19 protein-coding genes are annotated in these 24,345 nt (G+C 69.5%); 4 read left to right on the top strand and 15 right to left on the bottom strand.

The window, feature by feature from the left end; all coding sequences use genetic code 11:
- Positions 1-136: 136 nt before the first annotated feature.
- Positions 137-631 (bottom strand): NUDIX hydrolase, encoded by a 495-nt coding sequence (locus tag ACWCP8_RS11015; protein WP_352267341.1) that lies wholly within the window; start codon positions 629-631, stop codon positions 137-139.
- Positions 632-784: 153 nt separating this feature from the next.
- On the opposite strand from ACWCP8_RS11015, the gene ACWCP8_RS11010 reads away from it, so the two are divergent.
- Entirely contained in the window at positions 785-1,900 is a 1,116-nt protein-coding gene (locus ACWCP8_RS11010; RefSeq protein WP_352267430.1) for a glycerate kinase, read from the top strand.
- A gap of 129 nt (positions 1,901-2,029) precedes the next feature.
- Here ACWCP8_RS11010 and ACWCP8_RS11005 read toward each other — a convergent pair whose 3' ends face one another.
- Positions 2,030-4,369, bottom strand: coding sequence for a discoidin domain-containing protein (locus ACWCP8_RS11005; RefSeq protein ID WP_451115482.1), 2,340 nt, complete (start codon positions 4,367-4,369; stop codon positions 2,030-2,032).
- A 291-nt stretch (positions 4,370-4,660) separates the two neighbouring features.
- Here ACWCP8_RS11005 and ACWCP8_RS11000 point away from each other — a divergent pair, with 291 nt between their 5' ends.
- Complete coding sequence (locus ACWCP8_RS11000) at positions 4,661-7,198, top strand: SpoIIE family protein phosphatase (RefSeq protein WP_451115747.1); 2,538 nt, start codon at positions 4,661-4,663, stop codon at positions 7,196-7,198.
- 216 nt (positions 7,199-7,414) lie between these two features.
- Here ACWCP8_RS11000 and pssA read toward each other — a convergent pair whose 3' ends face one another.
- The 10 genes from pssA to ACWCP8_RS10950 form a co-directional block, all read right to left on the bottom strand.
- Positions 7,415-8,233, bottom strand: coding sequence for a CDP-diacylglycerol--serine O-phosphatidyltransferase (pssA, locus tag ACWCP8_RS10995; RefSeq protein WP_176902275.1), 819 nt, complete (start codon positions 8,231-8,233; stop codon positions 7,415-7,417).
- A gap of 22 nt (positions 8,234-8,255) precedes the next feature.
- Positions 8,256-8,903, bottom strand: coding sequence for a phosphatidylserine decarboxylase (locus ACWCP8_RS10990; protein WP_030916556.1), 648 nt, complete (start codon positions 8,901-8,903; stop codon positions 8,256-8,258).
- Positions 8,904-9,084: 181 nt separating this feature from the next.
- Positions 9,085-10,290, bottom strand: coding sequence for an acyl-CoA dehydrogenase family protein (locus ACWCP8_RS10985; RefSeq protein ID WP_451115480.1), 1,206 nt, complete (start codon positions 10,288-10,290; stop codon positions 9,085-9,087).
- 2 nt (positions 10,291-10,292) lie between these two features.
- Positions 10,293-10,820, bottom strand: coding sequence for a MaoC family dehydratase (locus ACWCP8_RS10980; protein WP_030916550.1), 528 nt, complete (start codon positions 10,818-10,820; stop codon positions 10,293-10,295).
- Positions 10,821-10,822: 2 nt separating this feature from the next.
- Positions 10,823-11,788 (bottom strand): HpcH/HpaI aldolase/citrate lyase family protein, encoded by a 966-nt coding sequence (locus ACWCP8_RS10975; protein ID WP_352267338.1) that lies wholly within the window; start codon positions 11,786-11,788, stop codon positions 10,823-10,825.
- Positions 11,785-13,797 (bottom strand): protein meaA, encoded by a 2,013-nt coding sequence (locus ACWCP8_RS10970; protein ID WP_451115477.1) that lies wholly within the window; start codon positions 13,795-13,797, stop codon positions 11,785-11,787. The genes ACWCP8_RS10975 and ACWCP8_RS10970 overlap by 4 nt, the downstream gene beginning before the upstream one ends.
- Position 13,798: 1 nt before the next feature.
- The gene (gene ccrA / locus ACWCP8_RS10965; RefSeq protein ID WP_352267336.1) at positions 13,799-15,136 is read right to left on the bottom strand and encodes a crotonyl-CoA carboxylase/reductase; all 1,338 of its coding nucleotides are present in this window, start codon (positions 15,134-15,136) and stop codon (positions 13,799-13,801) included.
- A gap of 392 nt (positions 15,137-15,528) precedes the next feature.
- Positions 15,529-16,326 carry a GNAT family N-acetyltransferase gene (locus ACWCP8_RS10960; RefSeq protein WP_451115475.1) on the bottom strand — a complete coding sequence of 266 codons (798 nt, stop codon included), beginning with the start codon at positions 16,324-16,326 and terminating at the stop codon, positions 15,529-15,531.
- A gap of 136 nt (positions 16,327-16,462) precedes the next feature.
- The gene (locus ACWCP8_RS10955) at positions 16,463-17,281 is read right to left on the bottom strand and encodes a TetR family transcriptional regulator (RefSeq protein ID WP_352267334.1); all 819 of its coding nucleotides are present in this window, start codon (positions 17,279-17,281) and stop codon (positions 16,463-16,465) included.
- A 199-nt stretch (positions 17,282-17,480) separates the two neighbouring features.
- Positions 17,481-19,262, bottom strand: coding sequence for a 3-hydroxyacyl-CoA dehydrogenase family protein (locus tag ACWCP8_RS10950; protein ID WP_451115473.1), 1,782 nt, complete (start codon positions 19,260-19,262; stop codon positions 17,481-17,483).
- Between the two features lie 355 nt (positions 19,263-19,617).
- Between ACWCP8_RS10950 and ACWCP8_RS10945 the strand changes: the two genes are divergently transcribed.
- Positions 19,618-20,190, top strand: coding sequence for an adenylosuccinate lyase (locus tag ACWCP8_RS10945; protein WP_355998930.1), 573 nt, complete (start codon positions 19,618-19,620; stop codon positions 20,188-20,190).
- Here ACWCP8_RS10945 and ACWCP8_RS10940 read toward each other — a convergent pair.
- The 3 genes from ACWCP8_RS10940 to ACWCP8_RS10930 form a co-directional block, all read right to left on the bottom strand.
- Positions 20,168-20,731, bottom strand: a complete 564-nt coding sequence (locus ACWCP8_RS10940; RefSeq protein WP_451115472.1) for an N-acetyltransferase family protein — start codon at positions 20,729-20,731, stop codon at positions 20,168-20,170. The genes ACWCP8_RS10945 and ACWCP8_RS10940 overlap by 23 nt on opposite strands.
- 72 nt (positions 20,732-20,803) lie before the next feature.
- Positions 20,804-22,402 carry an alpha/beta hydrolase gene (locus tag ACWCP8_RS10935; RefSeq protein WP_451115471.1) on the bottom strand — a complete coding sequence of 533 codons (1,599 nt, stop codon included), beginning with the start codon at positions 22,400-22,402 and terminating at the stop codon, positions 20,804-20,806.
- Between the two features lie 177 nt (positions 22,403-22,579).
- The gene (locus ACWCP8_RS10930) at positions 22,580-23,620 is read right to left on the bottom strand and encodes an Rv2578c family radical SAM protein (protein WP_355998922.1); all 1,041 of its coding nucleotides are present in this window, start codon (positions 23,618-23,620) and stop codon (positions 22,580-22,582) included.
- A gap of 148 nt (positions 23,621-23,768) precedes the next feature.
- Between ACWCP8_RS10930 and ACWCP8_RS10925 the strand changes: the two genes are divergently transcribed.
- The gene (locus tag ACWCP8_RS10925) at positions 23,769-24,212 is read left to right on the top strand and encodes an SRPBCC family protein (protein WP_451115469.1); all 444 of its coding nucleotides are present in this window, start codon (positions 23,769-23,771) and stop codon (positions 24,210-24,212) included.
- The last annotated feature ends 133 nt before the right edge of the window (positions 24,213-24,345 follow it).

The following is a 24,345-nucleotide window of genomic DNA, read 5'->3' as shown; positions in this document are numbered from 1 at the left end:
GGCCGCCGCCCGCGAGGCGTTTGATCACCCTGTCAGGGCCCTCCCACGGTTGAGGCCACCGTCGGTCCCGATGCGGCACTCGTGGTGGGTCCCCGCCGTCGTCGGCAGCCCCAGGACGCCGACGCCGGCGGGACGGTCAGGGGGTGACCGGCCTGCCGTCCTCCAGCTCCACGGCGCCGGTCCCGGAGTCGCGCACCTCGAGTGCCGCCCGCACCCGGTGTCCGAGCGAGCCGAGCAGATACTGGTCGAGCGCGTCGCGCTCCACCAGCTTCCAGGACAGGAGCTCCTCCTCCTGCAGCCGGATCGCCTTCAACTGGACGTCATCCAGGACTCCGCCGTCGTACAGATACGCGGCGATCGGTGGCCGTGCGGGGCTGCGCGCCCAGTCGACCGCGAGCAGCCGTCCCGGCTCCAGATCGAGCCCGATCTCCTCGGCCGTCTCACGGCGCGCGGCCCGGCGCGGGGTCTCGCCCGCGTCGGACTCGATCGTTCCGCCGGGCAGCGCCCAGCCGTCCCGGTAGTTCGGCTCGACGAGCAGGACCCGTCCTTCCCCGTCCTGGAAGACGGTTGCCGCGGCGGCCAGCACCCTGGGCAGTCCTGCGATGTACGTGGCGTAGTCAGTGGTGGTCACGTGCGCAGCGTAGTAGGGGCATCGGGCCGGCCACCGGAGCCCGGGTCCAGGGCCCGGACACCCATGGGCACAGGGCGGGTGCTCCGGATAGGGTCGGGGCGGCGCGACTGCCTGTTCGAAAGCAAGGGATGCAAGGTGACGGACGGAGCAGTGATGGAGACCGCCCGCGTGCTCGTCGCGGCGGACAAGTTCAAGGGCTCGCTCACCGCGGTACAGGTCGCGGAGCGGGTGACAGCCGGACTGCGGCGCATCGTCCCCGAGGTGCAGGTCGAGACCCTGCCCGTGGCGGACGGCGGCGACGGCACGGTGGCGGCGGCGGTGGCCGCCGGCTTCGAGCGGCGCGAGGCGCGTGTGACCGGGCCGCGCGGGGAGACCGTGACCGCGGCGTACGCGCTGCGCGACACCACCGCGGTGGTGGAGATGGCCGAGGCCTCGGGCCTCCAGCACCTTCCCGCAGGGGTCTTCGCCCCGCTCACGGCCACCACGTACGGCTCCGGCGAACTGCTTGCCGCAGCGCTGGACGCGGGCGCCCGGACCATTGTGTTCGGGGTCGGCGGCAGCGCGACGACCGACGGCGGCGCGGGCATGCTGGCCGCGCTCGGCGCCCGCTTCCTGGACGCGGACGGCAAGCCCGTCGGCCCCGGTGGCGGCGGCCTCGCGGAGCTGGCCGAGGCGGATCTGTCCGGCCTCGACCCACGGCTGGCCGACGTGGACCTGATCCTCGCCAGCGACGTGGACAACCCGCTGACCGGTCCGAAGGGTGCCCCGGAGGTCTACGGGCGGCAGAAAGGCGCGACCGAGGACGACATCGCGACCCTCGACGCGGCGCTCGCCCACTACGCGTCCATCCTGGGCCCGGACCACGCGAAGCTCCCCGGAGCGGGTGCGGCGGGCGGTATCGGCTACGGGGCGCTGGTAGCACTCGGCGCCCGGTTCCGCCCCGGCATCGAGGTCATGCTCGACGTACTCGGCTTCGCCCCGGCGCTGGCCCGCGCCACGCTGGTGATCACCGGTGAGGGCTCCCTCGACGAGCAGACCCTGCACGGCAAGGCCCCGGCGGGCGTCGCGGCGGCGGCCCGCGCGGCAGGACTGGAGGTGGTGGCGGTATGCGGCCGCCTGGCACTGCCTCCGGAGGCGCTGGGCAGGGCCGGCATCCGGCGTGCGTACGCCCTCACGGAGCTGGAGCCGGACCCGGCCGTGTGCATGGCACAGGCGGGCCCCCTGCTGGAGCGGGTGGCGGAAGGGATCGCCCGCGACTTCCTGTCGTGAGCTGAGCTGAGCTGAGCCGAGTCGGATCGAGCCGGGCCGATCCGGGACGGGCCGTGGCCTGCCCGGAACGTCCGACCGGCCGGCCGGTCGCCGGACGGGCCCGAACCCGTCCGGCGACCGGTCGCACCGTCAGCTGGTGTACGCCTCCAGTTCCGAGAGCTGACCCGCGGGCCACCCCGTGTTCGCGGTGAACGTCAGCCGCAGATAGCGGGCCGGTGTACCGGGCAGAGTGACCGTTGCCGTATTGCCGTCGGCCGGGTCGAAGACATAGTCGGCCGCCCCTTTGAGCGAGCTGTACGAGGAGTTGTCGGCGCTGCCCGACACGCTCACCGTCTGCGTGCGGGTCGCCCATGCCGTCGCCGGGGGCAGCTTCAGGACCACGCGTTTGACGGCCCGGGGAGCGCCCAGGTCCACGGTGATGGTCTGCGGGAAGGCGTGGTTGGTGCTCTCCCAGTAGCTGTTCGCATTGCCGTCCACGGCGTTGGCCGCACCATAGACGTCCGTGTGCCCCGATTCGGTGACCGGTCGGCCCAGGGCAAGGTTGCCGGGATCGGTCGGAGGGTCGGTGGGCGGGTCGGTCGGGTCGGTGCCGCCCCCCGGCACCCCGCCGTTGGTCCACACCGGGTCCGGCCAGGTGCCGGTGCAGACCGGCGGGTCGGCGTACCAGCCGGAGTTTCCGCTGCCTCGGGTGATCTGGAAGCCGCTGCCGACACAGTTGTGGATCGGGTTCGACTGGGCGATGTGCGTGGCGACGACATTGGTGAACGTCGCCGTCCCCGGAGCCTGGATCTGCAGGGCGTAGGTACCCGCGCCGTCGATCCTGACGTTGTCGAAATGCAGCCCGTTGGTCGCACCCTCGATCAGATGGATCGCGGCGTACGAGCTGTCGAGTATCTCGGTGTCGGTGATGTTGATCGTGGCGTTGATGGGTTCGTTGAGTCCGCTGAACCAGATCGCGCCGACCCCGAACCGCCAGTTGAAGTCGTTGTTCCCGGTGCGGATCAGAGTGTTCCGGGCGGCTGTCGTGATGCCGGAGACCGCCGTGCCCTGACCCGAATTCACACCGGGATAGCGATTGGCGACATGCAGGCCGCCGCCATTGGTGATCGTGTCGGACATGACGTTGTCGGAGATGGTGATGTCCTTGCCGCCGTACGTCACGATGTTGTTCGCGAGGATCGGCAGGATCACGGTGTTGAACGTGAACTTGTTCTTCACATTCGGTACGTTCTCCGCCCACATCGCCAGGCCGTCGTCACCGGTGTTGCGGACGAATGTGTTGGTGACGGTGGAGTTCGTGACGCCGTAATGGAAATTTACGCCGTCGGCGGTCTGGTCCAGAATGCGGCTGTTCTTGACGGTGAAATTATCCATGGGCCCGTCCATCCAGGCGCCGCACTTGGTGTGCTGCATCCAGATGTTGTCGACGACCGAATTGGACATTGCCCCGCCGATGGCATTGACCTGGTCGTTGTCCACCCGCTCACGGATGTCGCCGATGATGGCGAAGTCCTTGAGGGTGACATTGCTGCTGCCGCCGTCCGCGGCGTACTTGCCGTAGACCCCGACCGCCTTGCTGCGGTTCGATGGGTCCCGCCCGGTCAGCACGCTGTACCAGGGACCGGCCCCGCGCAGTGTCACCTTGTCGACGACGATGTGATCGCGGACCTGGAAGGTTCCCTGCGGGATGTACACCTCCTTGCCCTGGGCCCGGCCGGCGTCGACGGCCGCCCGGATCCTGCCGGTGGAGTCGGTGGCGCCCGTCGGGTCGGCGCCGAAGTCGCCCACCACGTCCAGCGCCCCCGACGGCCTGCCGACCGGGGCGCCGACCTGTTCGAAGTCGGCCAGGTCGATGGTGAACGTCGGCGACGCGGCAGTGGAGGAGACCTGGAGCCGCACCTTCGTGCCGATGGGGAGCGTCGACCCGAACATGGTCCGGGCCTCGTCGTAGAAGTGGTGCGGGTTGGTGTCGCCCGGGTTGTTGTTGAACGGGTAACCGCCGTAGTACCAGCCGTACTTCGATGTGATCGGGACGCTCTTCGGTGCCCCGTCGCCCACGCGCACGTCGATCGAGGCGTCCCGGCCCGTTCCGTCGGCGCTGTCCGGCAGCGAGTACCGGAAGGACATCGCGTTCGCCGGGGCGGTGAGGGTGAATTCCACGTACTCGCCGACGGCGTCCAGCGTCACGGCCTGCCGGCCCGAGGCCTCGGAGGGCAGCGTGCCGTACAGCCGGTTCGGTCCGATCAGCGTGCCGTTCGTGGCCGCGTACTCGGCTTCCTGCTCCTTGAACGGAACGGTCGCACCGCGGCCGGGGACCGCGAGGGGGGAGGGTGCGGAGACACCTGCGGCCCGGGCGGGCGGGGCGCTGGACAGTACGACCGCGGCGGCGGTGCCGAACGCGGCGAGGGCCAGGGAGAGAGAGGCGGACAGAGAGCGTCTGAGCAGGAGGCGTTTCGGTGGTGGGGTCACGTGATCGTCGTCCTTGCGGCTCGTGGGGGCTCTTCGGACGCCCCACAGGCTAGGAGTGGACCGCAAAGACGTCTATGCCGTTCGCAAAATAACGTCTTGATCGCTCAAAATTGAGACTGCGATAGTGGCCTTTTACGAATAAGATCCAGAAATATGGGCGTGCGGAGCGGGTAGATCCGAACTGCCGCATGGCATGTGAACGACTCCAGGCGCATGAGTAGCTGCTATATGACGCAAAAGACTCGCATGTTGTTGGAAGATGTCGCTCATTGCCGTGACCGGGTCCACCGGATGCGTTGCAGGGCCGCCGGGGCGCATCCTGACTGTGTGACCTGGTACGGCGCTACCCGGCACAGTCCGCAGGATGAAGGCGGGACGGTGCCCGGGGCGGTGAACGGCGGCCGAGTGCCGGGCGAACTGTCCCTGGCGCTCGCGCAGGCCGCAGTGAGCGCGGTCGAGTCCGCCGGCGGGTACGCCGGCGGCGTATATCTACGCTCCGGGAACCCTGAGCTGCTGCGGCTCGCGGTGCTCGCGGGGCTGCCGGGTCGGCTGTTCCGCCCCTGGTGGCGCATGCATGTGAACCGGCCCTTCCCGGTGTGCGAGTCCTACCGCTCGCACCGGTCGATCATGCTCCCCGACGCCGAGGAGGCCATGCGCCGTTTCCCGCAGCTGATGGCGGGCCTGCCGTTCCCGTTCGGTTCGCTGTTCGTGCCGATCGGCGGCGGCCCCGAGAGGTTCGGGGTCCTGACGGTGCTGCGCCCGGCCACACCCGGGAAGCCGGTATCGCCGGCCCACCAGCACAGTCTTCAGCACGTTGCCCGGCAGCTCGGCACCGACCTCGCGGAGCTGGCGGGCGAGGGCACCCAGGTCGTGTGGGACGGCGAGCCGGTACCCGTCCAGCTGCCCTCGGCCGTCGCACCACCGGTCAGGATCGGGCACTTCGAGTGGGACCTCGACACCGGCGCCGTCGACGTGGACGCGGAGCTGTGCGCGATCCTCGCCACGGAGCCCGCACAGTTCGCGGGCACCATCGACGCGCTGACGGCGCTGCTGGCACCGGAGGACGTGTGCGGGCTGTGCGCCGTCGCCCGCCGGGCGGCCGGATCTCCCGGCCCGGTCGTACGCCGGTTGCGGCTGCGCGGCCCCGACGGCCGGACGAACTTCCTCGAACTCTCCAGCCGCCGGACCCGGCCGCCCGGTGACGGCGCGGCCGGTCATCTCACCGGCTTCCTCGTCGACCTCGGTGCCGGAGCGATCGTCGGGGAGGCGGCCGACCGGCTCCCGCGCGGCATCTTCTCGTTCGACCGGCTCGGACGGATCACCTACGTCAACCGTCTCGCGGAGGAGCTGCTCGACCGGGCGCGCGCCGACCTGGTCGGACGCGTCGTGTGGGAGGTCCTGCCGTGGTTCGGACACCCCGCGTACGACGACCACCACCGGGCCGCGCTGCTCTCCCACGACCCGGTGCACTTCCTCGCGCGGCGCGACGCCGACGACTGGCTGTCCGTGTCCCTGTACCCGGGCCACGACGGAGTGACAGCCACGCTCGCGGCCACGGAACCGGCCTACACTCCGGGGTCCGTCGTCACGCCGGGCGTGGGGCTCGGCTCCCCGGCCGACCGGGCGTCCGCGCTCTACCGGCCGGTCGCCCTCGCCATCGCGCTGACGGAGGCCGTCACGGCACGCCAGGTCTCGGTGGTGGTCACGGAGGAACTGCTGCCTGCGTTCGGCGGCAGGCAACTGGCCATCTACCTGCTGAACGAGCGGCACCTCTACCTGGCCTGGGAGACCGGCTTCCCGCAGGGCTTCCTGGACCGCTTCGACGGGGTGTCCCTCGCTGCCCATCTGCCCGGCGTCGAGACGCTCACCACCGGCCGCCCGATCTTCTTCGAGTCCATGCAGCACCTGGCCGCCGCCTACCCCGGCATCCCCCTGGACGCCGACGTCGGCGCCCGCGCGTTCCTGCCGCTGATCGCCTCCGGGCGGCCCGTCGGCTCCTGCATCCTCGGCTTCGACCACCCGCGCGGCTTCACCCCCGAGGAACGCACGGTCCTCACCGCACTCGCCGGACTCATCGCCCACTCCCTCCAGCGGGCCCAGCGATACGACACGGAATCCGCCCTGGCCCGTGGCCTGCAGAACGCCCTGCTGCCGCACCGGCTGCCCGTACTCGAACACGTCGACACCGCCGGGAGGTATCTCGCCGGCACCCAGGGCATGGATATCGGAGGCGACTGGTACGACGTCGTCGAGACGGAGCGCGGCCTGGCCCTGATCATCGGGGACGTCCAGGGGCACGGAGTCGCCGCGGCCGCGACCATGGGGCAACTGCGCAGCGCGGTAAGAGCCTTCGCCCTCAGCGGGCACGATCCGCAGGAGGTGGTGAGCGGCACCAACCGGCTGCTCATCGACCTAGACCCCGGCCAGATCGCCAGCTGCTGCTACGTCGTCCTCGACCCCGTCACCGGCCGGACCCAGGCGGTCCGGGCCGGGCACCCGCAGCCCCTGCTCCGCCACCCCGACCACACGACCGAGGTCCTGGACCTGCCCGGCGGCATCGTGCTCGGTGTCGCCCCCCGTGCGTCCTACCCGGTCAGCGACTTCCTCCTGGACCCCGGCGCGATCCTGGCACTGTTCACCGACGGACTGGTCGAGCAGGCAGGGGCCGACATCGATCTGGGCATCGAGCGGCTGCGCTCCACGATCGAGCGAGCCGACCTGCCGTCGCTCGCCGACATGGCGGACCTGGTCATTCGGGAGGCGAAGCAGGAGTCCGACCGGCCCGACGACATCGCGCTCCTGCTCGCCGCCCGCTGGGACCCGGCGTAGCGGGCGCCGGCGTCCGCTGAGCGAACCCGGCCGAGCCGGAGCACCGACGCGGAGCCACTCGGCCGGTACCTGATGCGAGACCACGGCAGCGGCGCCCGGACCCGTACGGAACGGCGATCGACAAGGCCGCACCGAGGAGGCGCGGTCACCATGACATGCAGGAGGGCCCGGGTGCTGGGGAAGCACCCGGGCCCTCGTACGTCTTGTGCTGTACCGCTAGGGCAGCTGAGCCGCCCGTGCCTCGCGCCGGTTGTCGCGGAAGGTGTTCACCCGCCGCGCCGTCGCGAAGAGCGGGATGACCGCTCCCAGGACCACCTGCAGCGCGCAGCCGGTCTGCAGGAGCAGCTGACCGCCGGGGGCGTCGAACGCCCAGGCGGCGAGCAGTCCCATCGCGCCGACGATCCAGCTGAGCATCGCCACCGCGAGGACACCCCGCGGCTTCGGGTACTCGACCCGGCTGACCATCAGCCACGCCACTCCGACGATCGCGAGCAGCGTCGGTACGAAGGGCAGCTCCAGGAGGACGATCGAGACGACCGTGAGCGCTCCGAAGGGGCTCGGCATGCCCTGGAACATGCCGTCCTTCATGGTCACGCAGGAGAATCTGGCCAGTCTCAGCACCACGGCCAGCAGCACGACGATCGCCGCGAGCGCCGACACCCTCTGGTGTGCGTCGTCCGCGACCATGCCGTACACGAGTACGAAGTACGCCGGGGCGAGGCCGAAGCTGATCAGGTCCGAGAGGTTGTCCAGCTCCGCGCCCATCGGCGAGCTGCGGAGCTTGCGCGCCACCAGCCCGTCGAAGAGGTCGAAGACCGCGGCGAGGAGCATCAGGATCACGGCGGTGGCCGCGGAGTGCCGGGCCATGCCGCTCTCGTCGCTGCCCGTGAGGTGCGGGATGAGGATCCCCGTGGTGGTGAAGTACACCGCCATGAAACCGCACGTGGCATTGCCGAGAGTGAGGGTGTCCGCTATCGACAGCCGCAGAGACAGCGGCATGTCCTCGACGTCGTCCTCGGACTCGGCCTCCGGCACCCAGCCGGCCTGTGTGTCGGGATCAATCACGGTCAATTCGAGTCACCCCCGCGGTGGTGGCCTGGCCGACCTCGACCGCGACATCGATACCTTCCGGAAGGTAGATGTCGACGCGGGAGCCGAAGCGGATCAGGCCGATGCGCTCGCCCTGCTCCACCTTCGTGCCCTGCGGGATGTACGGGACGATGCGACGGGCAACCGCACCCGCGATCTGCACCATCTCGATGTCGCCGAGCTCGGTGTCGAAGTGCCAGACAACGCGCTCGTTGTTCTCGCTCTCCTTGTTGAACGCCGGGACGAACCCACCGGGGATGTGCTCGACCGATGTCACCGTGCCGGCCAGGGGCGCGCGGTTGACGTGGACATTCAATGGGCTCATGAAGATCGCGACGCGGGTGCGCCCGTCCTTCCACGGCATGATGCTCTGCACCACACCGTCGGCCGGAGAGATGACTCGGCCCTGGGTGATCTCGCGCTCGGGGTCGCGGAAGAACCACAGCATGCCCGCCGCGAGGGCGGTGGTGGGCACGGCCACGGCGGCCCAGCGTCCGGACTTGCGGGCCCGGGTGAGGCTGAGCGCCGCGGTGGCGACGGTCGGGAGGAGCCACGGCGAAGCTCCGCGCGCAAGGCGGACTCCGCCGCGTGATGCAGAGGTTTGGCTGTCGGGCATGGATGACCTTCGTAGCGGATGATGCCGCGCTGGCAACGGGGGACGGCGGCTTTTCCGGCGATGTTATCGGTTGCGAGCCGTAACTGGGCAAGCCAGCAGCCGAGTCGGACGGCGGGAAGGCACCGGCTGAGGATGACAGGGTGTGATCTTCTTCGCGGCCAAATCACCTCGAAGGGGACGATCAGCCCTGGAACCGGTACTCCTCGAGGAGTCGGCGCCCAATGATCATTTTCTGGATCTCGGCGGTACCTTCACCGATCAACAGCATCGGGGCCTCCCGGTAGAGGCGCTCGATCTCGTACTCCTTGGAGAAGCCGTAACCGCCGTGGATGCGGAAGGCGTCCTCGACGACTTCCTTGCAGTATTCGGAGGCGAGGTACTTCGCCATCCCTGCCTCCAGGTCGTTTCGTTCCCCGGAGTCCTTTTTGCGCGCTGCATTCACCATCATTGCATGCGCCGCTTCGACCTTGGTGGCCATTTCGGCCAGCTTGAACTGGATCGCCTGGTGCTGGGCGATCGGCTTTCCGAAGGTGTGGCGCTGCTGAGCGTAGGAAACGCCCAGCTCGAATGCACGCTGCGCGACGCCGCAACCACGCGCGGCCACATTCACCCGGCCGACCTCGACACCGTCCATCATTTGGTAAAACCCTCGGCCGGTGGTGCCGCCTAGTACACGATTGGCCGGAATGCGTAGTCCGTCCATGATGAGTTCCGTCGTGTCGACGCCCTTGTAACCCATCTTGTCGATCTTCCCGGGAATGGTGAGCCCCGGCCGGACCTCGCCGAAGCCCGGCTCCTTCTCCACCAGGAAGGTCGTCATCGACTTGTGCGGGGCCGTTCCCTCGGGGTGGCCTTCGTCACTTCGGCACAGCACGGCGACGAGCGAGGACGTGCCGCCGTTCGTCAGCCACATCTTCTGGCCGTTCAGGACGTACTCGTCGCCGTCCTTGACGCCCTTGGAGGTGATCGCCGCGACGTCGGAGCCCAGCGCCGGCTCGGACATCGAGAACGCGCCCCGGACCTCGCCCAGCGCCATCCGCGGCAGGAACGTGTCCTTCTGCTCCTGGGTGCCGTGCTGCTTGAGCATGTACGCCACGATGAAGTGCGTGTTGATGATTCCCGACACGCTCATCCAGCCGCGCGCGATCTCCTCCACGCAGAGTGCGTATGTGAGAAGCGACTCACCCAGGCCCCCGTACTCCTCGGGGATCGTCAGCCCGAACAGGCCGAGTTCCTTGAGCCCCTCGACGATCTCCATCGGGTACTCGTCGCGGTGCTCCAGCTGGGTCGCGACCGGAATGATCTCCTTGTCGACGAAATCCCGGACCGTGGAGAGGATTTCCTGCTGGATGTCGTTCAGACCGGCGGTCTGGGCGAGTCGCGTCATGGCTACTTCTCCACGTTCTTCTGCGAAGGCTGGTTCAGCTCCGGGCGGCCGGGCTGCTCGCCGCCGCGCTCCTTGATGTACGTCTCGGTGGGGACCATCACCTTGCGGCGGAACACGCAGACGAGTGTTCCGTCCTGCTTGTAGCCCTTGGTCTCCACGTAGACGATTCCGCGGTCACTCTTGGACTTTGACGGAGTCTTGTCGAGGACGGTCGTCTCGCCGTAGATCGTGTCGCCGTGGAAGGTCGGCGCCACATGCTTGAGCGACTCGACCTCCAGGTTGGCGATCGCCTTTCCGGAGACGTCGGGGACGGACATGCCGAGCAGCAGCGAATAGATGTAGTTGCCGACTACAACGTTCTTGCCGAAATCGGTCGTCTTCTCCGCGTAGTTGCTGTCCATGTGCAGCGGGTGGTGATTCATGGTGAGCAGGCAGAAAAGGTGGTCGTCGTACTCCGTGACCGTCTTTCCGGGCCAGTGCTTGTACACCGCACCGACCTCGAACTCCTCATAGGTGCGTCCGAACTGCATGGTCAGGCCTCCGGAGCTTCGAACTTGGAGGTGCGCTGCATACCGGCCGCGCGGCCCTTGCCTGCGATGACCAGGGCCATCTTCCGGCTGGCCTCGTCGATCATCTCGTCGCCGAGCATCGCCGAGCCCTTCTTGCCGCCCGCCTCCGAGGTGCACCACTCGTACGCGTCGAGGATCAGCTCGGCGTGGTCGTAGTCCTCCTGCGACGGCGAGAACACCTCGTTGGCCGCGTCGACCTGGCCGGGGTGCAGCACCCACTTGCCGTCGAAGCCCAGTGCCGCCGCACGGCCCGCGACCTCGCGGTACGCGTCCACGTCACGGATCTGCAGGAAGGGACCGTCGATCGCCTGGAGGTCGTGCGTACGGGCCGCCATCAGAATGCGCATGAGGATGTAGTGGTACGCGTCCGCGCCGTAGCCGGGCGGCTGCTGGCCGACGACCAGGGTCTTCATGTTGATCGACGCCATGAAGTCGGCCGGGCCGAAGATCAGCGTCTCCAGGCGGGGTGAGGCGGCGGCGATGTCGTCGATGTTCACCAGGCCCTTGGCGTTCTCGATCTGTGCCTCGATGCCGATCTTCCCGACCTCGAAGCCCATCGTCTTCTCGATCTGGGTGAGCAGCAGATCGAGGGCGACGACCTGCTGGGCGTCCTGGACCTTCGGCAGCATGATGCAGTCGAGGTTCTGGCCGGCACCCTCGACCACCGTGATCACATCGCGGTACGTCCAGTGCGTCGTCCAGTCGTTGACGCGCACGACCCGGGTCTTGCCCGTCCAGTCGCCGTTGTTCAGCGCGTCGACGATGTGGTGCCGGGCGCCCTCCTTGGCGAGCGGGGCGCAGGCGTCCTCGAGGTCCAGGAAGACCTGGTCGGCCGGGAGGCCCTGGGCCTTCTCCAGGAACCGCGGGTTCGAGCCCGGCACAGCCAGGCAGGAGCGACGCGGACGCAGACGGTTCACGGGCTGGGTCATGCGGGGACCTCCAGAGGGTCGAGCTTGTTCGCTTTCCGGATCTCGTCGACGATACGGCCGATGATCTCCGTGATGCCGAAGTCCTTCGGGGTGAATACGGCGGCGACGCCCGCCTCGATCAGCGCGGTGGCGTCGGCGGGCGGAATGATCCCGCCCGCGATGACGGGAATGTCGTTGGCGCCGGCGTCGCGCAGCCGGTTCAGCACGTCCGGCACCAGCTCGGCGTGCGAGCCGGACAGGATCGACAGACCGACGCAGTGCACGTCCTCGGCGAGAGCAGCTGAGACGATCTGTTCGGGGGTCAGTCTGATCCCCTGGTAGACGACCTCGAACCCGGCGTCACGGGCCCGTACGGCGATCTGCTCGGCGCCGTTGGAGTGCCCGTCCAGGCCCGGCTTGCCGACCAGCAGCCGCAGCCGTCCGGTGCCGAGGTCGCCGGCGGTGCGGGCGACCTTCTCGCGGACCAGGGCGAGCGGCGTGCCCGCCTCCGCGGTCACCGCGACCGGTGCGGACGAGACGCCCGTCGGGGCCCGGAACTCGCCGAACACATCGCGCAGCGCCCACGACCACTCGCCGGTGGTGACACCCGCGCGGGCGCACTCCACGGTCGCTTCCATCATGTTGTCGGTGCCGGCCGCGGCCTTCTTCAGCGCCGCCAGCGCGTCGGAGGCGCGGGCCTCGTCACGGTTGTCGCGCCACTCGTGGAGCGCCGCGACCACCCTGGCCTCGTTGGCGGGGTCGACCGTCATGATCGCGCCGTCGAGGTCCGCGGTGAGCGGGTTCGGCTCGGTCGTCTCGTAGATGTTGACGCCGACGACCTTCTCCGTTCCGCCCTCGATGCGGGCCCGCCGCTGTGCGTGCGAGGAGACCAGCTCCGACTTGAGGTAGCCGGACTCGACGGCCGCCATGGCGCCGCCCATCTGCTGGATCCGGTCGATCTCCGCGAGCGACTCGGTGACCAGGGCGTCCACCTTGGCCTCGATCACGTGCGAACCCGCGAAGATGTCCTCGTACTCCAGCAGATCGCTCTCGTGCGCGAGGACCTGCTGGATCCGGAGCGACCACTGCTGGTCCCAGGGCCGGGGGAGCCCCAGCGCCTCGTTCCAGGCGGGCAGCTGGACGGCCCGGGCGCGGGCGTCCTTGGAGAGGGTGACCGCCAGCATCTCCAGGACGATGCGCTGGACGTTGTTCTCGGGCTGCGCCTCGGTCAGCCCGAGGGAGTTGACCTGGACGCCGTAGCGGAACCGGCGCTGCTTGGCGTCGGTGATGCCGTACCGCTCGCGGGTGACCTGGTCCCAGATGCGGCCGAAGGCGCGCATCTTGCACATCTCCTCGATGAAGCGGACGCCCGCGTTCACGAAGAAGGAGATACGGGCGACGACGTCGCCGAACTTCTCCTCGGGCACCTGCCCGGAGTCACGGACCGCGTCGAGCACGGCGATCGCCGTCGACATGGCGTACGCGATCTCCTGGACCGGAGTGGCCCCCGCCTCCTGCAGGTGATAGCTGCAGATGTTGATCGGGTTCCACTTGGGTATGTGGTTGACCGTGTACGTGATCATGTCGGTGGTCAACCGCAGCGAGGGACCGGGCGGGAAGACATGCGTCCCGCGCGAGAGGTACTCCTTGACGATGTCGTTCTGCGTCGTGCCCTGGAGCTTCGTGGCGTCGGCGCCCTGCTCCTCCGCGACCACCTGATAGAGCGCCAGCAGCCACATCGCGGTGGCGTTGATCGTCATCGAGGTGTTCATCTGCTCCAGGGGGATGTCCTGGAACAGCCGCCGCATGTCACCGAGGTGCGAGACGGGCACGCCGACCCGGCCGACCTCGCCGCGGGCGAGAATGTGGTCGGGGTCGTAACCCGTCTGGGTCGGCAGGTCGAAGGCGACCGACAGACCGGTCTGGCCCTTGGCGAGGTTGCGCCGGTAGAGCTCGTTGGACGCCTCGGCGGTCGAGTGACCGGCGTACGTCCGCATGAGCCACGGGCGGTCCTTCTGACGCCCACTCATGTCAGACGTCCCGGAAGCGATTGATGGCGTCGATGTGCTGCTCGCGCAGCTCCTCGTTGCGCACACCCAGACCCTCGCGGGGGGCCAGTGCGAGCACGCCGACCTTGCCCTGGTGGAGGTTGCGGTGCACGTCGTACGCGGCCTGGCCGGTCTCCTCCAGGGAGTAGACCTTCGACAGCGTCGGGTGGATCTTGCCCTTGGCGACCAGCCGGTTGGCCTCCCACGCTTCGCGGTAGTTGGCGAAGTGCGAGCCCACGATCTTCTTCAGCGACATCCACAGGTAGCGGTTGTCGTACTCGTGGTTGTAGCCCGACGTGGAGGCGCAGGTGACGATCGTGCCGCCCTTGCGGGTCACGTACACCGAGGCGCCGAACGTCTCGCGGCCCGGGTGCTCGAAGACGATGTCCACGTCCTCGCCGCCGGTCAGCTCACGGATGCGCTTGCCGAACCGCTTCCACTCGCGCGGGTCCTGGTTGTGCTCGTCCTTCCAGAACTTGTAGCCCTCGGCGTTGCGGTCGATGATCGCCTCTGCGCCCATCTTCCGGCAGATGTCCGCCTTCTGCTCGCTGGAGACGATGCAGATCGGGTTGGCGCCACCGGCCAGCGCGAACTGCGTGGCGTAGGAACCGAGTCCGCCGCTGGCGCCCCAGATCAGCACATTGTCGCCCTGCTTCATGCCGGCGCCGTTGCGCGAGACGAGCTGGCGGTAGGCGGTGGAGTTGACCAGGCCGGGAGCGGCGGCCTCCTCCCAGCTGAGGTGCTGCGGCTTCGGCATCAGCTGGTTGGACTTGACGAGCGCGATCTCGGCGAGGCCGCCGAAGTTGGTCTCGAAGCCCCAGATCCGCTGCTCGGGGTCGAGCATCGTGTCGTTGTGGCCGTCCGAGGACTCCAGTTCGACCGAGAGGCAGTGCGCGACGACCTCGTCGCCGGGGTGCCAGGCGTTGACGCCGGGACCGGTGCGCAGGACGACGCCCGCCAGGTCGGAGCCGATGACGTGGTACGGCAGGTCGTGGCGCTTGGTGAGCTCGCTGAGCCTTCCGTAGCGCTCCAGGAAGCCGAAGGTGGACATCGGCTCGAAGATCGAGGTCCAGACCGAGTTGTAATTTACCGAGCTGGCCATGACGGCGACCAGTGCCTCGCCGGGCCCGAGCTCGGGCACCGGGACGTCGTCGAGGTGCAGTGACTTGCGGGGGTCCTTGTCGCGGGAGTCGAGCCCGGCGAACATCTCCGTCTCGTCCTTGTGCACGGTCACCGCGCGGTACGACTCAGGGATGGACAGGGCCGCGAAATCTGCGGCTGTGCTGTCCTGCGATTGGATCGCGTCCAGGATTTCCTTCACGGTGTGCCTCCGGGATGGTGTCTCCCCTGCTCGACCGGAGCCGAGTGCTCGGGGAATGCGTCGAGGGACGACTGTGGGTCCCTGCCAACGGGGGGTGCGGTGCGTTGTGGAGGTGCTGCCGTCGGTTCGGCTGGTAAGGCTTCGGCCTGCTCTGGTGGAGCAGAAGGGTTTGCCTGTGACGCAGGCGCCCGGGCGCGCAGGCACATGGCTTGCGGGGACAGCCGGCGTACGTGAGGTCTCTGCACGCCGGCCGCCCGGACAACTTCAACGTATGGCACTCCGTGACACCTGGCAAGGCACTGGGTGCCAACAATTTCTCTCACATGTCACCCGGCCGGCACGCATGAGCGACATGCGGGGTGGTTCGCGCCGTTCTGTCCTGCTCGGTGCGGTCAGGCCGTGCGCCGGTAGACATACGGCGTGGTGGTGCTCAGCGCGGTGAAACCGAGCCGCTGGAGGATCGGACGGCTCTGGTCGGTCGCGTCGACCTGCAGATATGTGTAACCACGCTCGGCGGCGATCGCGGCACGGAAAGCCACCAGCGCCCGGTAGATGCCCTTCCCGCGCCACGGCTCGACCGTCCCGCCGCCCCAGAGCCCCGCGAAGCCGGTGCCCGGGTACAGCTCCATCCGGGCCGAGCTCACCGGCTCGTCGCCCACCATGGCCAGCACCCCGACGAAGCTGTCCGGGGCCTCGGTCAGCCGGGCCAGCACCTGATGCCGCAGCCCCGACCGGTCCGAGCCGAACGCCCGCTCATGGGCCCGGGCCATCAGCTCCACACCGGCCGCATCGGTCACCGTGCGCAGCCGGACGCCCTCGGGGAGTTCCACGGCGGTCGGGAGGTCCGCGACCGGGGCGACCAGCAGGGTCTCCGGCTCCTCCGCGACGAAGCCGGCCGCCCGCAGCCGCACCCCCAGGTCCGCCGGCCGGTCGTGCGCGTACAGCTTCCACTCGAACTCGTCGAGGCCGAGCGCGGTGAAGCGTTCCACCTGAGCCGCGATCGCCGCATCCGCCCGGACGGCGTCCAGATCCGGCGCCGACCAGACCACGCCGTTCCAGTCGCCGGCCGCGCCGACCTGACGTACGACATCGGCGGTGCGCTCGACACGGACACCGGGGCCGTCGGGTCGGGCATGCTCGCGCATCTCGTGGTCGAAGAGGGACAGCAAGGCGTCGTGATCATGAGTCATGCGCCCACCACAGCACCGGCGTGTACGGGCTGCAACCAGGTTTCGGCGCCGGGCACGCGTATGCCGAACGGGCTGCGACAGCGAGCCCGTCCGGCATGCGGGGGTCGACGGAGCGGTTCGGTCGACAGGCTCCCGCTCAGTGGTCCTTGAGCGCCTGCTGGATCGTGCGCATCACTTCGTCGAGCGGTGCGTCGGTGCGCGCCACCGCGACCAGCACCTCGCCCTCCGTGCTCACCGAAGCGGCAGCCGGCGGGGACGCGGGCTCGGTCCCGGCGATCCGGCCCGCGCCGATCCCGGTCCCGAACGTTTCCCGGACGATCGCGAACGCGTGGTCGAGCTGGGCCTCCACGTCACCCTGGCCGCCCGCCCGCAGCCAGCGGCGCAGCACATGGTTGTGCGCGGTGACGACGGCGGACGCCGCGACCTCCGCCAGCAGCGGATCGTCATTGCCGACATGGTGGTCGCGCTCGTCGAAATGGCCCAGCAGATAGCGCGTGAACAGCCGCTCGTAGCGGGCCACCGAGGCGATCTCGGCCTCCCGCAGGGTGGGGACCTCACGGGTCAGCTTGTAGCGGGCCACGGAGACCGCGGGCTTCGCCGCGTACATCTTCATGACTTCCTTGATACCGCGGCAGACGGTGTCGAGCGGGTGCTCGTGCGCGGGGGCGGCATTCAGGACAGCCTCGGCCCGGACGAGGGTGTCGTCGTGGTCCGGGAAGATCGCCTCTTCCTTGGAGCGGAAGTGCCGGAAGAAGGTCCGCCGGGCGACGCCCGCGGCGCCCGCGATCTCGTCGACCGTCGTCGCCTCGTACCCCTTCGTGGCGAAGAGCTCCATCGCCGCGGCCGCCAGTTCGCGGCGCATCTTGAGCCGTTGGGCGGCGGCGCGCGTGCCTGCGGCACTCTCCGGGGCGTCGGGTGCGGCGGAGACACGGGGGGACCTGGCGGGCTGGGACATGGTGTGAACGTACTGCATCGGTGCAGGAGAGCGCGCCTGCGGGGGCGGGCCGCCGGGCGGCACCTCCCACGTCGAAGGCGGTGGCGGCGGATCGAGCAGCCCTCCCCAGCCGGCTCCCGGCCCGGGAACCGGCGGGGAGCCGGTCGGCCGGTCCCGCCCGGCCGGAGACCCGGCCGGCCGGGCAGGAGCCCGCCGGCCCTCAGCGCCGGGCATATTCGCGGAAGCCGCGCCCCGTCTTGCGGCCGAGGCAGCCGGCGGCCACCAGGTGCTCCAGCAGTGGTGCCGGGGCCAGACCCGGGTCGCGGAACTCGCTGTGCAGCACCTTCTCGATGGCGAGCGAGACATCGAGCCCGACGACGTCGAGGAGCTCGAACGGACCCATCGGATAGCCGCCGCCCAGCTTCATCGCGGCGTCGATGTCGTCGAGGCTCGCGTAGTGCTCCCCGACCATCTTGATCGCGTTGTTGAGGTACGGGAACAGCAGCGCGTTGACGATGAAACCGGCCCGGTCCCCGCAGTCCACCGGGTGCTTGCGGATCTTCCCGCACACCTCGCGGACGGTGGCGTGGACGTCGTCGTCCGTGAGCACCGTACGGACCACCTCGACCAGCTTCATCGCGGGCGCCGGGTTGAAGAAGTGCATCCCGATGACGTCCTGCGGACGCGAGGTGGCCCGTGCACATGCCACGACCGGCAGCGACGACGTGGTGGTGGCGAGCACCGCACCCGGCTTGCAGACCTTGTCCAGCGTGGCGAACAGCTGCTGCTTGACCGCCAGGTCCTCGGCGACCGCCTCGACCGCGAGATCGACGTCGTCGAACGAGTCCAGCGAACCGGCCGCGGTGACGCGGGCGAGGGTCTCGTCCCGCGCCTCGGCCGTCAGCCGCCCCTTGGTGACGGAACGCTCCAGGGACTTGGCGATCCGGCCCTTCGCCGTGTCCGCCTTCTCCTGGCTGCGCGCGGCGAGCACCACGTCGTAACCGGCCTTCGCGAAGACCTCCGCGATGCCCGACGCCATCGTCCCGGACCCGGCGACACCCACCGACCGCACAGTACGCCCGGCCGCCGCTCGGGAGCTCTCCTGCGGTGTCTTCGCGTCCGGCACCACGGTCTGGCTGCCCGTCGCCGCGTACGTGTAGAAGCCACGGCCCGACTTGCGGCCTGTCAGCCCGGCCTCGCTGAGCTGCTTGAGGATCGGTGCAGGGGCGTGCAGCCGGTCGTGCGACTCGGAGTACATGGCCTCCAGGACGGTACGGGCGGTGTCGACCCCGATCAGGTCGAGCAGGGCGAGCGGGCCCATCGGCAGCCCGCAGCCCAGCTTCATGGCCGCATCGATGTCCTCACGGGAGGCGTAGCTCGCCTCGTACATCGCGGCGGCCTGGTTCAGGTAGCCGAACAGCAGCCCGTCGGCGACGAACCCCGGCCGGTCGCCCACCGCGACCGGCTCCTTGCCCAGCTCACGGGCGAGCGCGGTGACCGCCTCGACGGCCGGCGGCGCGGTCAGCACCGAGGAGACCACCTCGACCAGCTTCATCGCGGGCGCCGGGTTGAAGAAGTGCAGACCGATCACGCGCTCGGGGTGCTGCGACTCGGCGGCCAGCCGGGTCACCGACAGGGCGTTGGTGCCGGTCGCCAGGATCGCGGTGGGGGAGGTGATCGCGTCGAGCTCCCGGAAGAGCTGCTGCTTGATCTCGTACGACTCGGGCACGACCTCGATGACGAGCTGCGCGTCCGCGGCGGCCTGCAGATCGGAGAAGGTACGGAACCTGGCGAGGACGTCGTGCCGCTCGCCCTCGGTGATCCGGCCCTTCTGCACGGCGCGGGCAGTGGAGGCTTCGAGGGCGGCAACGGCCTGACGCGCGGCCGCCTCGCTGATGTCGATACCGATGACCTCGCGGCCGGCCCTGGCGAGGACCTCGGCGATGCCGGTGCCCATGGTGCCGAGGCCGACGACGGCAATGGTGGAGAGCGGGGTGTCCATCACGGGACTCCAGGGATGAGTGACGACTGTGTGGACGCACGACGCGCACGGATCTGGTGGGGCCGTGGGGCCCGACCGGCGCATGGCGTGCGGAAATTGCGTGTCGTGGTGCTCAGGGCCGGGGGTGTACCGAACACACCCGGACCGGGATGGGGTGACGGACTCTGTCCCGGAGTCACGTCTCGCAAAGCTGCCGAACCGACAAGCACTCCGGGTGGCTGCGTCACCAGGCCACTGGAGTCGGCGGGGAGTGTGTCCCGCTCATATGAGGTTAACCGGCGAGTAACGAGCGCGCCAGTCCCGAGTTGTTGTGTGCCCGCTCACACTCGCCGTGTCCGCCGATACGCTGACGGTCATGGACGAGGAGTTCCGGTCGCTGGCCGACCGGCTGGGGGGCGAGGCGGGGGAGTCGGCGGCGTACCGCAGACTGCTCGCCACCGAGGACGACGAGGAGCTCGCCCGGGTCCTCGTGGAACGCGAACGCCCGCTCTGGGCACGCGAGATCGCCGCGTTCCGGCTCGGCTGCGGCGGCGACAGACGGGCCTTCGAGGCGCTGGTCCTGCTGCTCAACCACCGCGACCCGGAGCGCTGTGTCTCCGCCGCCCATGCCCTGGTGCGCCTCGGCGACCCGCGCACGCCCCGGGCCGCCGCCGCCCTCGCGACCAACACCCTGCGCACCGCCTACGCCCTGCACCCGGTGCGGCTGCTCACCGCCCTGCGGGCCCCCGAGTCCGTCCCGACGCTGATCAGCACCCTGGAACGGCTGCTGGCACCGGACGAGCCGCACTGGCGGGTCGCGCTGGCCTGTGTGGAGGGGCTGGGGCAGCTCGGCGACGCACAGGCCCGCCCGGTCCTGCAGGCGGCGTTGCCGCACCCGAGGCTCGGCGGCGCGGCCGAGGAGGCGATCAGTCGGCTGCCGGCGGGCTGAGAGGACGTACGTAACGCACCTCGGGCACGAGGACGCCGCCGACCTGGAAGGGTTCCTCGGCGCCGTCCGGAACGAAGCCCGCACGCTCGTAGAAGCGGCGCGCCGGTGCGTTCTCCTTGAGGACCCAGAGCGACAGATCGGGAAACCCGTCCGCGGCGGAGCGCGCCAGGATCTCCGCCATCAGGGCGCGGCCGACCCCGGTCCCACGCTGCTCGGGCAGCACATAGATGGCGTACAGCTCGCCGCGGGCGAGCCGCCTGCCGTCCGCGCGGTACGGGCCGTAACAGGCCCAGCCGATCACACCCGGGCCCGGCCGCTCGGCCACCACATTGACGACCGTGTGGCGTTCGGCGAAGAAGCCGCGACGCCGCTGCGCGTCCTCGGCGATGTCCATCGCGTCCAGATACGCCTGCGGGATCAGCCCGGTGTACGCGGCCTGCCAGCCGCGCACCCGGATCGTCGCGACGGCCTCGCAGTCGTCGATGGTCATGGATCTGACGGACAGGTCGGGGGCGTACGCGGAGGTGGGCCGTGTCGTCATACGGACCATGGTGGCGTACGCCCCCGAGGGCGCGCGATCGGGTCACGGGGGCCGGAGTCCGGCCCCCTCCCGTCAGCCGCGGAAGCCGAGCAGCCCGTGCAGTGCGCCGCCTCCTTCTGCCGTCGCGCCCCGCAGCGACTTCGCCGATGCCCCGGCGGCCAGCGGCTCCGGGTCGGGCGACCTCGGGCAGACCGCGTCCGCGTCGGCGCTGCTGCCGTTGCCGCGCGGGACGGTGCCCTTGTCGAGGTAGTCCACCAAGTACCCGTCCAGGCATGTGTTGCCGCTCAGCGTGATGCCGTGGTTGCCGCCGCCCTGTTCGACGACCAGGCTGGAGCCGCGGAGTTTGCGGTGCAGGGTGACCCCGCCCTCGTACGGCGTGGCCGCGTCCTCAGTGGCCTGGAAGAGCAGCACCGGCGGGAGTGCGGCGTTGGAGACCCGTACCGGGTTGTGCGGTTCCACCGGCCAGGATGCGCACGGTGCGTTGTACCAGGTGTTGTTCCAGGCGTAGAAGGGTGCCTTGCTGTGCACCTTCCAGCTCTCGCTGCGCCAGGTGTTCCAGTCGCGCGTCCACTCGGCGTCGCGGCACTGCACGGCCGCGTAGACCGAGTAGCCGTTGTCGCCCTTGTCGTCGACGGCGCCGAACTTCTTGTACGCGCGGACCAGCGCGTCCTGGTCCTTGTCGGTCACGTACGAGGCGAACGCGTCGGCCAGGTACGGCCAGTACCCGTTGTAGTAGCCGCCCGGCAGGAACGTGTCCTGCAACTCGCTCGCGCCGACCGTCCCGCCCGCGGGCTCCTTCCTGACCGCTTCGCTCATCCCGTACCAGGCGGCCTCGACCTTCGCCGGGTCGCTGCCGAGTCCGTACGTCGAGCTGTGCTTCGCGACCCAGGCGGCGAACGCCTTCAGGCGGGCGTCGAACGCGTAGTCCTGGCCGATGTTGTCGTCGTACCAGACCCCGTCCGGGTCGACGTTCGAGTCGAGCACCAGACGCCGTACCCGCTCCGGGAACAGCTTGGCGTACACCGCGCCCAGATAGGTGCCGTACGAGTACCCGAAGTAGTTGATCTGCGGGGAGCCGATGGCCTGCCGGATCACATCGAGATCCTTGGCGGTGCTCACCGTGTCCATGTACGGCAGCAGATCGGGGTACTTCGCGCCGCACGCGGCGGCGAAGGACTTGGCGCGGTCGCGGTTGGCCTGCTCGATCCGGAGGTTCAGCGGCACCGGGTCGGGGCGCAGCGGCTCGAAGTATTTCGGTACGCAGTTCAGTGCCGGGGAGCTCTTCCCGACCCCGCGCGGGTCGAACCCGATCACGTCGTACTGCGCGGCGGTCTCCTTCGGCAGCGAGGCCGCCACGAAGCCGGCCATAGCCAGCCCGCTGCCGCCGGGGCCGCCGGGGTTGACGAGCAGAGGGCCCTGCGAGGTCTTCGCGGTGTGCGGGATCCGCGACAGGGCGAGGGTGATGCTCCTGCCCGACGGATCGTCATGATTGAGCGGGGTACGCACGGTTGAGCACTGCAGCGTCGGATACGACTTTGTGGCGCAGCCGGTCCATGTGAGCTGCGCGGCAGGCGGCGCGACTCCATCGGCTGCCGCCGGGGAAGGAACGCCGGTCATCAGAGCGGCGACTGTCGCACCGACGGCGAACAGAATTCCTGAACGGTTCGTCATATGGCCTCCCGTGGTGGAGGGAACGCGGCTGCGGGTGGTGCAGCCCCCGCCGCATGCTCCCCACATTCGGACACGGAAGGACATGTTCTGATGAGAGTTGACCCATTTGCCCGACCCCGGTTCGTGCAGGCCCGCAGCAGGTTCGGGGCGAGGTCCGGAACAGGGCTCGGGCCGCCGTCAGAGCAGAGTCAGCTGGGTGGGGCCGGGACCGTCGAGCGGCGACTGCTGCTCCTGCTGGACGGGGATCCGGCGGGGTTCTCCGCGACGCGCCGGGCCGATGCCGTACTCGGCGGCCAGCTCGTGCACCCGGCGGGTGACGGTGCGCTGGTACCACGTGGGTGCGTACGCCCCGTCCGCGTACATCTGCTCGTAACGCCGGACCAGTTGCGGGTGGTGCCGGCCGAGCCACTGCATGAACCACTCGCGGGCGCCCGGCCGCAGATGGAGCACGAGCGGGGTCACCGAGGTCGCCCCGGCGGCGGCGATCGCGCGGACCGTGGCCCGCAGCTGGTCCGGGCGGTCACCGAGGAACGGGATGACGGGCGCCATCAGTACGCCGCAGTCGATGCCGTTCTCGCTCAGCGTGCGCACGACGTCGAGGCGGCGCTCGGGGGAGGGGGTGCCGGGTTCGACCGTGCGCCACAGCTCGGGATCGACGAAGCCGACCGAGACGGAGATGCCGACTTCGGTGACCTCCGCGGCCTGCCGCAGCAGCTCCAGATCGCGCAGGACGATCGTGCCCTTGGTGAGGATCGAGAACGGGTTCGCGTGGTCGCGCAGGGCCTCGATGATGCCGGGCATCAGCCGGTAGCGGCCCTCGGCCCGCTGGTAGCAGTCGACATTGGTGCCCATCGCGATGTGCGCGCCGTGCCAGCGGCTGGAGGCGAGATGGCGGCGGAGCAGTTCCGGGGCGTTGATCTTGACGACGATCTGCGAGTCGAAGCCGAGCCCGGTGTCGAGGTCCAGATAGCTGTGGGTCTTGCGGGCGAAGCAGTAGACGCACGCATGCGTACAGCCCCGGTACGGGTTCACGGTCCATTCGAACGGCATCCGGGATGCGCCCGGCACCCGGTTCACGATCGAGCGGGCCCGGATCTCATGGAAGGTGATTCCCCGGAATTCGGGGGTGTCGAAGGTGCGCGTGGTCACCGCGTCCGCGGCGAAGAGCGCGCCGGTCCCGGTCTCCCGGGTGTTCTCGACCAGATTGTCCCAGCGCATGGACGCCTCCTCGGTAGCACTGGGCACAGAATAGAACACTTGTTCCCTTGATCGTTTTCTCCCCTTCGTCCCGGCCCGGATTTTGAGCGGGGTGCCGGAGGTGATTGGCTCAGCACACCCCGAACAACCGAGTGGTGGAGGAGCAGCCATGGCGCAGGTCGAGGCCTCGACAGAGCGGATCATCGCGGCGGACGCGGAAACGGTGTTCGACGCGCTGGCCGACTACAAGGAGGTCCGGGGCAAGGTGCTGCCCGGTCAATTCAGTGAGTACGAGGTGCGCGAGGGCGGTGACGGCGAGGGCACCCTCGTCCACTGGAAGCTGCAGGCCACCAGTAAGCGGATCCGCGACTGCCTGCTGGAGGTCGGCGAGCCGACCGAAGGTCAGCTCGTCGAGAAGGACCGCAACTCGTCGATGGTCACCACCTGGACCGTCACCCCGGCCGGCGAGGGCAAGTCCAAGGCTGTCGTGTCGACCGTCTGGAACGGTGCGGGCGGCATCGGCGGATTCTTCGAGAAGACCTTTGCGCCCAAGGGACTTGGGCGCATCTACGACGAGCTGCTGCAGAACCTCGCCACCGAGGTCGAGAAGTAGCACCGGGCATCCCTGACCGGCCTCACCGGTTCGGGTGGTTTTCCTGGCTCGCCGGTTGCGCGCCGTAGTGGCTCCCACCGGGGCATAAGCCCCCCGAGTGCGCCGTCAGCGCCCCCCGTCGCGTTTGCCTCTC

The sequence above is a fragment of the Streptomyces sp. NPDC002206 genome (genome assembly GCF_053593595.1).
This window is presented reverse-complemented; position numbering and strand designations above follow the sequence as displayed.

Excerpts from the sequence above, each read along its gene's own strand:
- ACWCP8_RS11010 (WP_352267430.1), top strand. The coding sequence starts at position 785 with ATGGAGACCGCCCGCGTGCTCGTCGCGGCGGACAAGTTCAAGGGCTCG.
- ACWCP8_RS11000 (WP_451115747.1), top strand. The coding sequence starts at position 4,661 with ATGCGTTGCAGGGCCGCCGGGGCGCATCCTGACTGTGTGACCTGGTAC.
- ACWCP8_RS10990 (WP_030916556.1), bottom strand. The coding sequence starts at position 8,903 with ATGCCCGACAGCCAAACCTCTGCATCACGCGGCGGAGTCCGCCTTGCG.
- ACWCP8_RS10985 (WP_451115480.1), bottom strand. The coding sequence starts at position 10,290 with ATGACGCGACTCGCCCAGACCGCCGGTCTGAACGACATCCAGCAGGAA.
- ACWCP8_RS10980 (WP_030916550.1), bottom strand. The coding sequence starts at position 10,820 with ATGCAGTTCGGACGCACCTATGAGGAGTTCGAGGTCGGTGCGGTGTAC.
- ACWCP8_RS10975 (WP_352267338.1), bottom strand. The coding sequence starts at position 11,788 with ATGACCCAGCCCGTGAACCGTCTGCGTCCGCGTCGCTCCTGCCTGGCT.
- ACWCP8_RS10970 (WP_451115477.1), bottom strand. The coding sequence starts at position 13,797 with ATGAGTGGGCGTCAGAAGGACCGCCCGTGGCTCATGCGGACGTACGCC.
- ACWCP8_RS10960 (WP_451115475.1), bottom strand. The coding sequence starts at position 16,326 with ATGACTCATGATCACGACGCCTTGCTGTCCCTCTTCGACCACGAGATG.
- ACWCP8_RS10955 (WP_352267334.1), bottom strand. The coding sequence starts at position 17,281 with ATGTCCCAGCCCGCCAGGTCCCCCCGTGTCTCCGCCGCACCCGACGCC.
- ACWCP8_RS10950 (WP_451115473.1), bottom strand. The coding sequence starts at position 19,262 with ATGGACACCCCGCTCTCCACCATTGCCGTCGTCGGCCTCGGCACCATG.
- ACWCP8_RS10945 (WP_355998930.1), top strand. The coding sequence starts at position 19,618 with ATGGACGAGGAGTTCCGGTCGCTGGCCGACCGGCTGGGGGGCGAGGCG.
- ACWCP8_RS10940 (WP_451115472.1), bottom strand. The coding sequence starts at position 20,731 with ATGACGACACGGCCCACCTCCGCGTACGCCCCCGACCTGTCCGTCAGA.
- ACWCP8_RS10935 (WP_451115471.1), bottom strand. The coding sequence starts at position 22,402 with ATGACGAACCGTTCAGGAATTCTGTTCGCCGTCGGTGCGACAGTCGCC.
- ACWCP8_RS10930 (WP_355998922.1), bottom strand. The coding sequence starts at position 23,620 with ATGCGCTGGGACAATCTGGTCGAGAACACCCGGGAGACCGGGACCGGC.
- ACWCP8_RS10925 (WP_451115469.1), top strand. The coding sequence starts at position 23,769 with ATGGCGCAGGTCGAGGCCTCGACAGAGCGGATCATCGCGGCGGACGCG.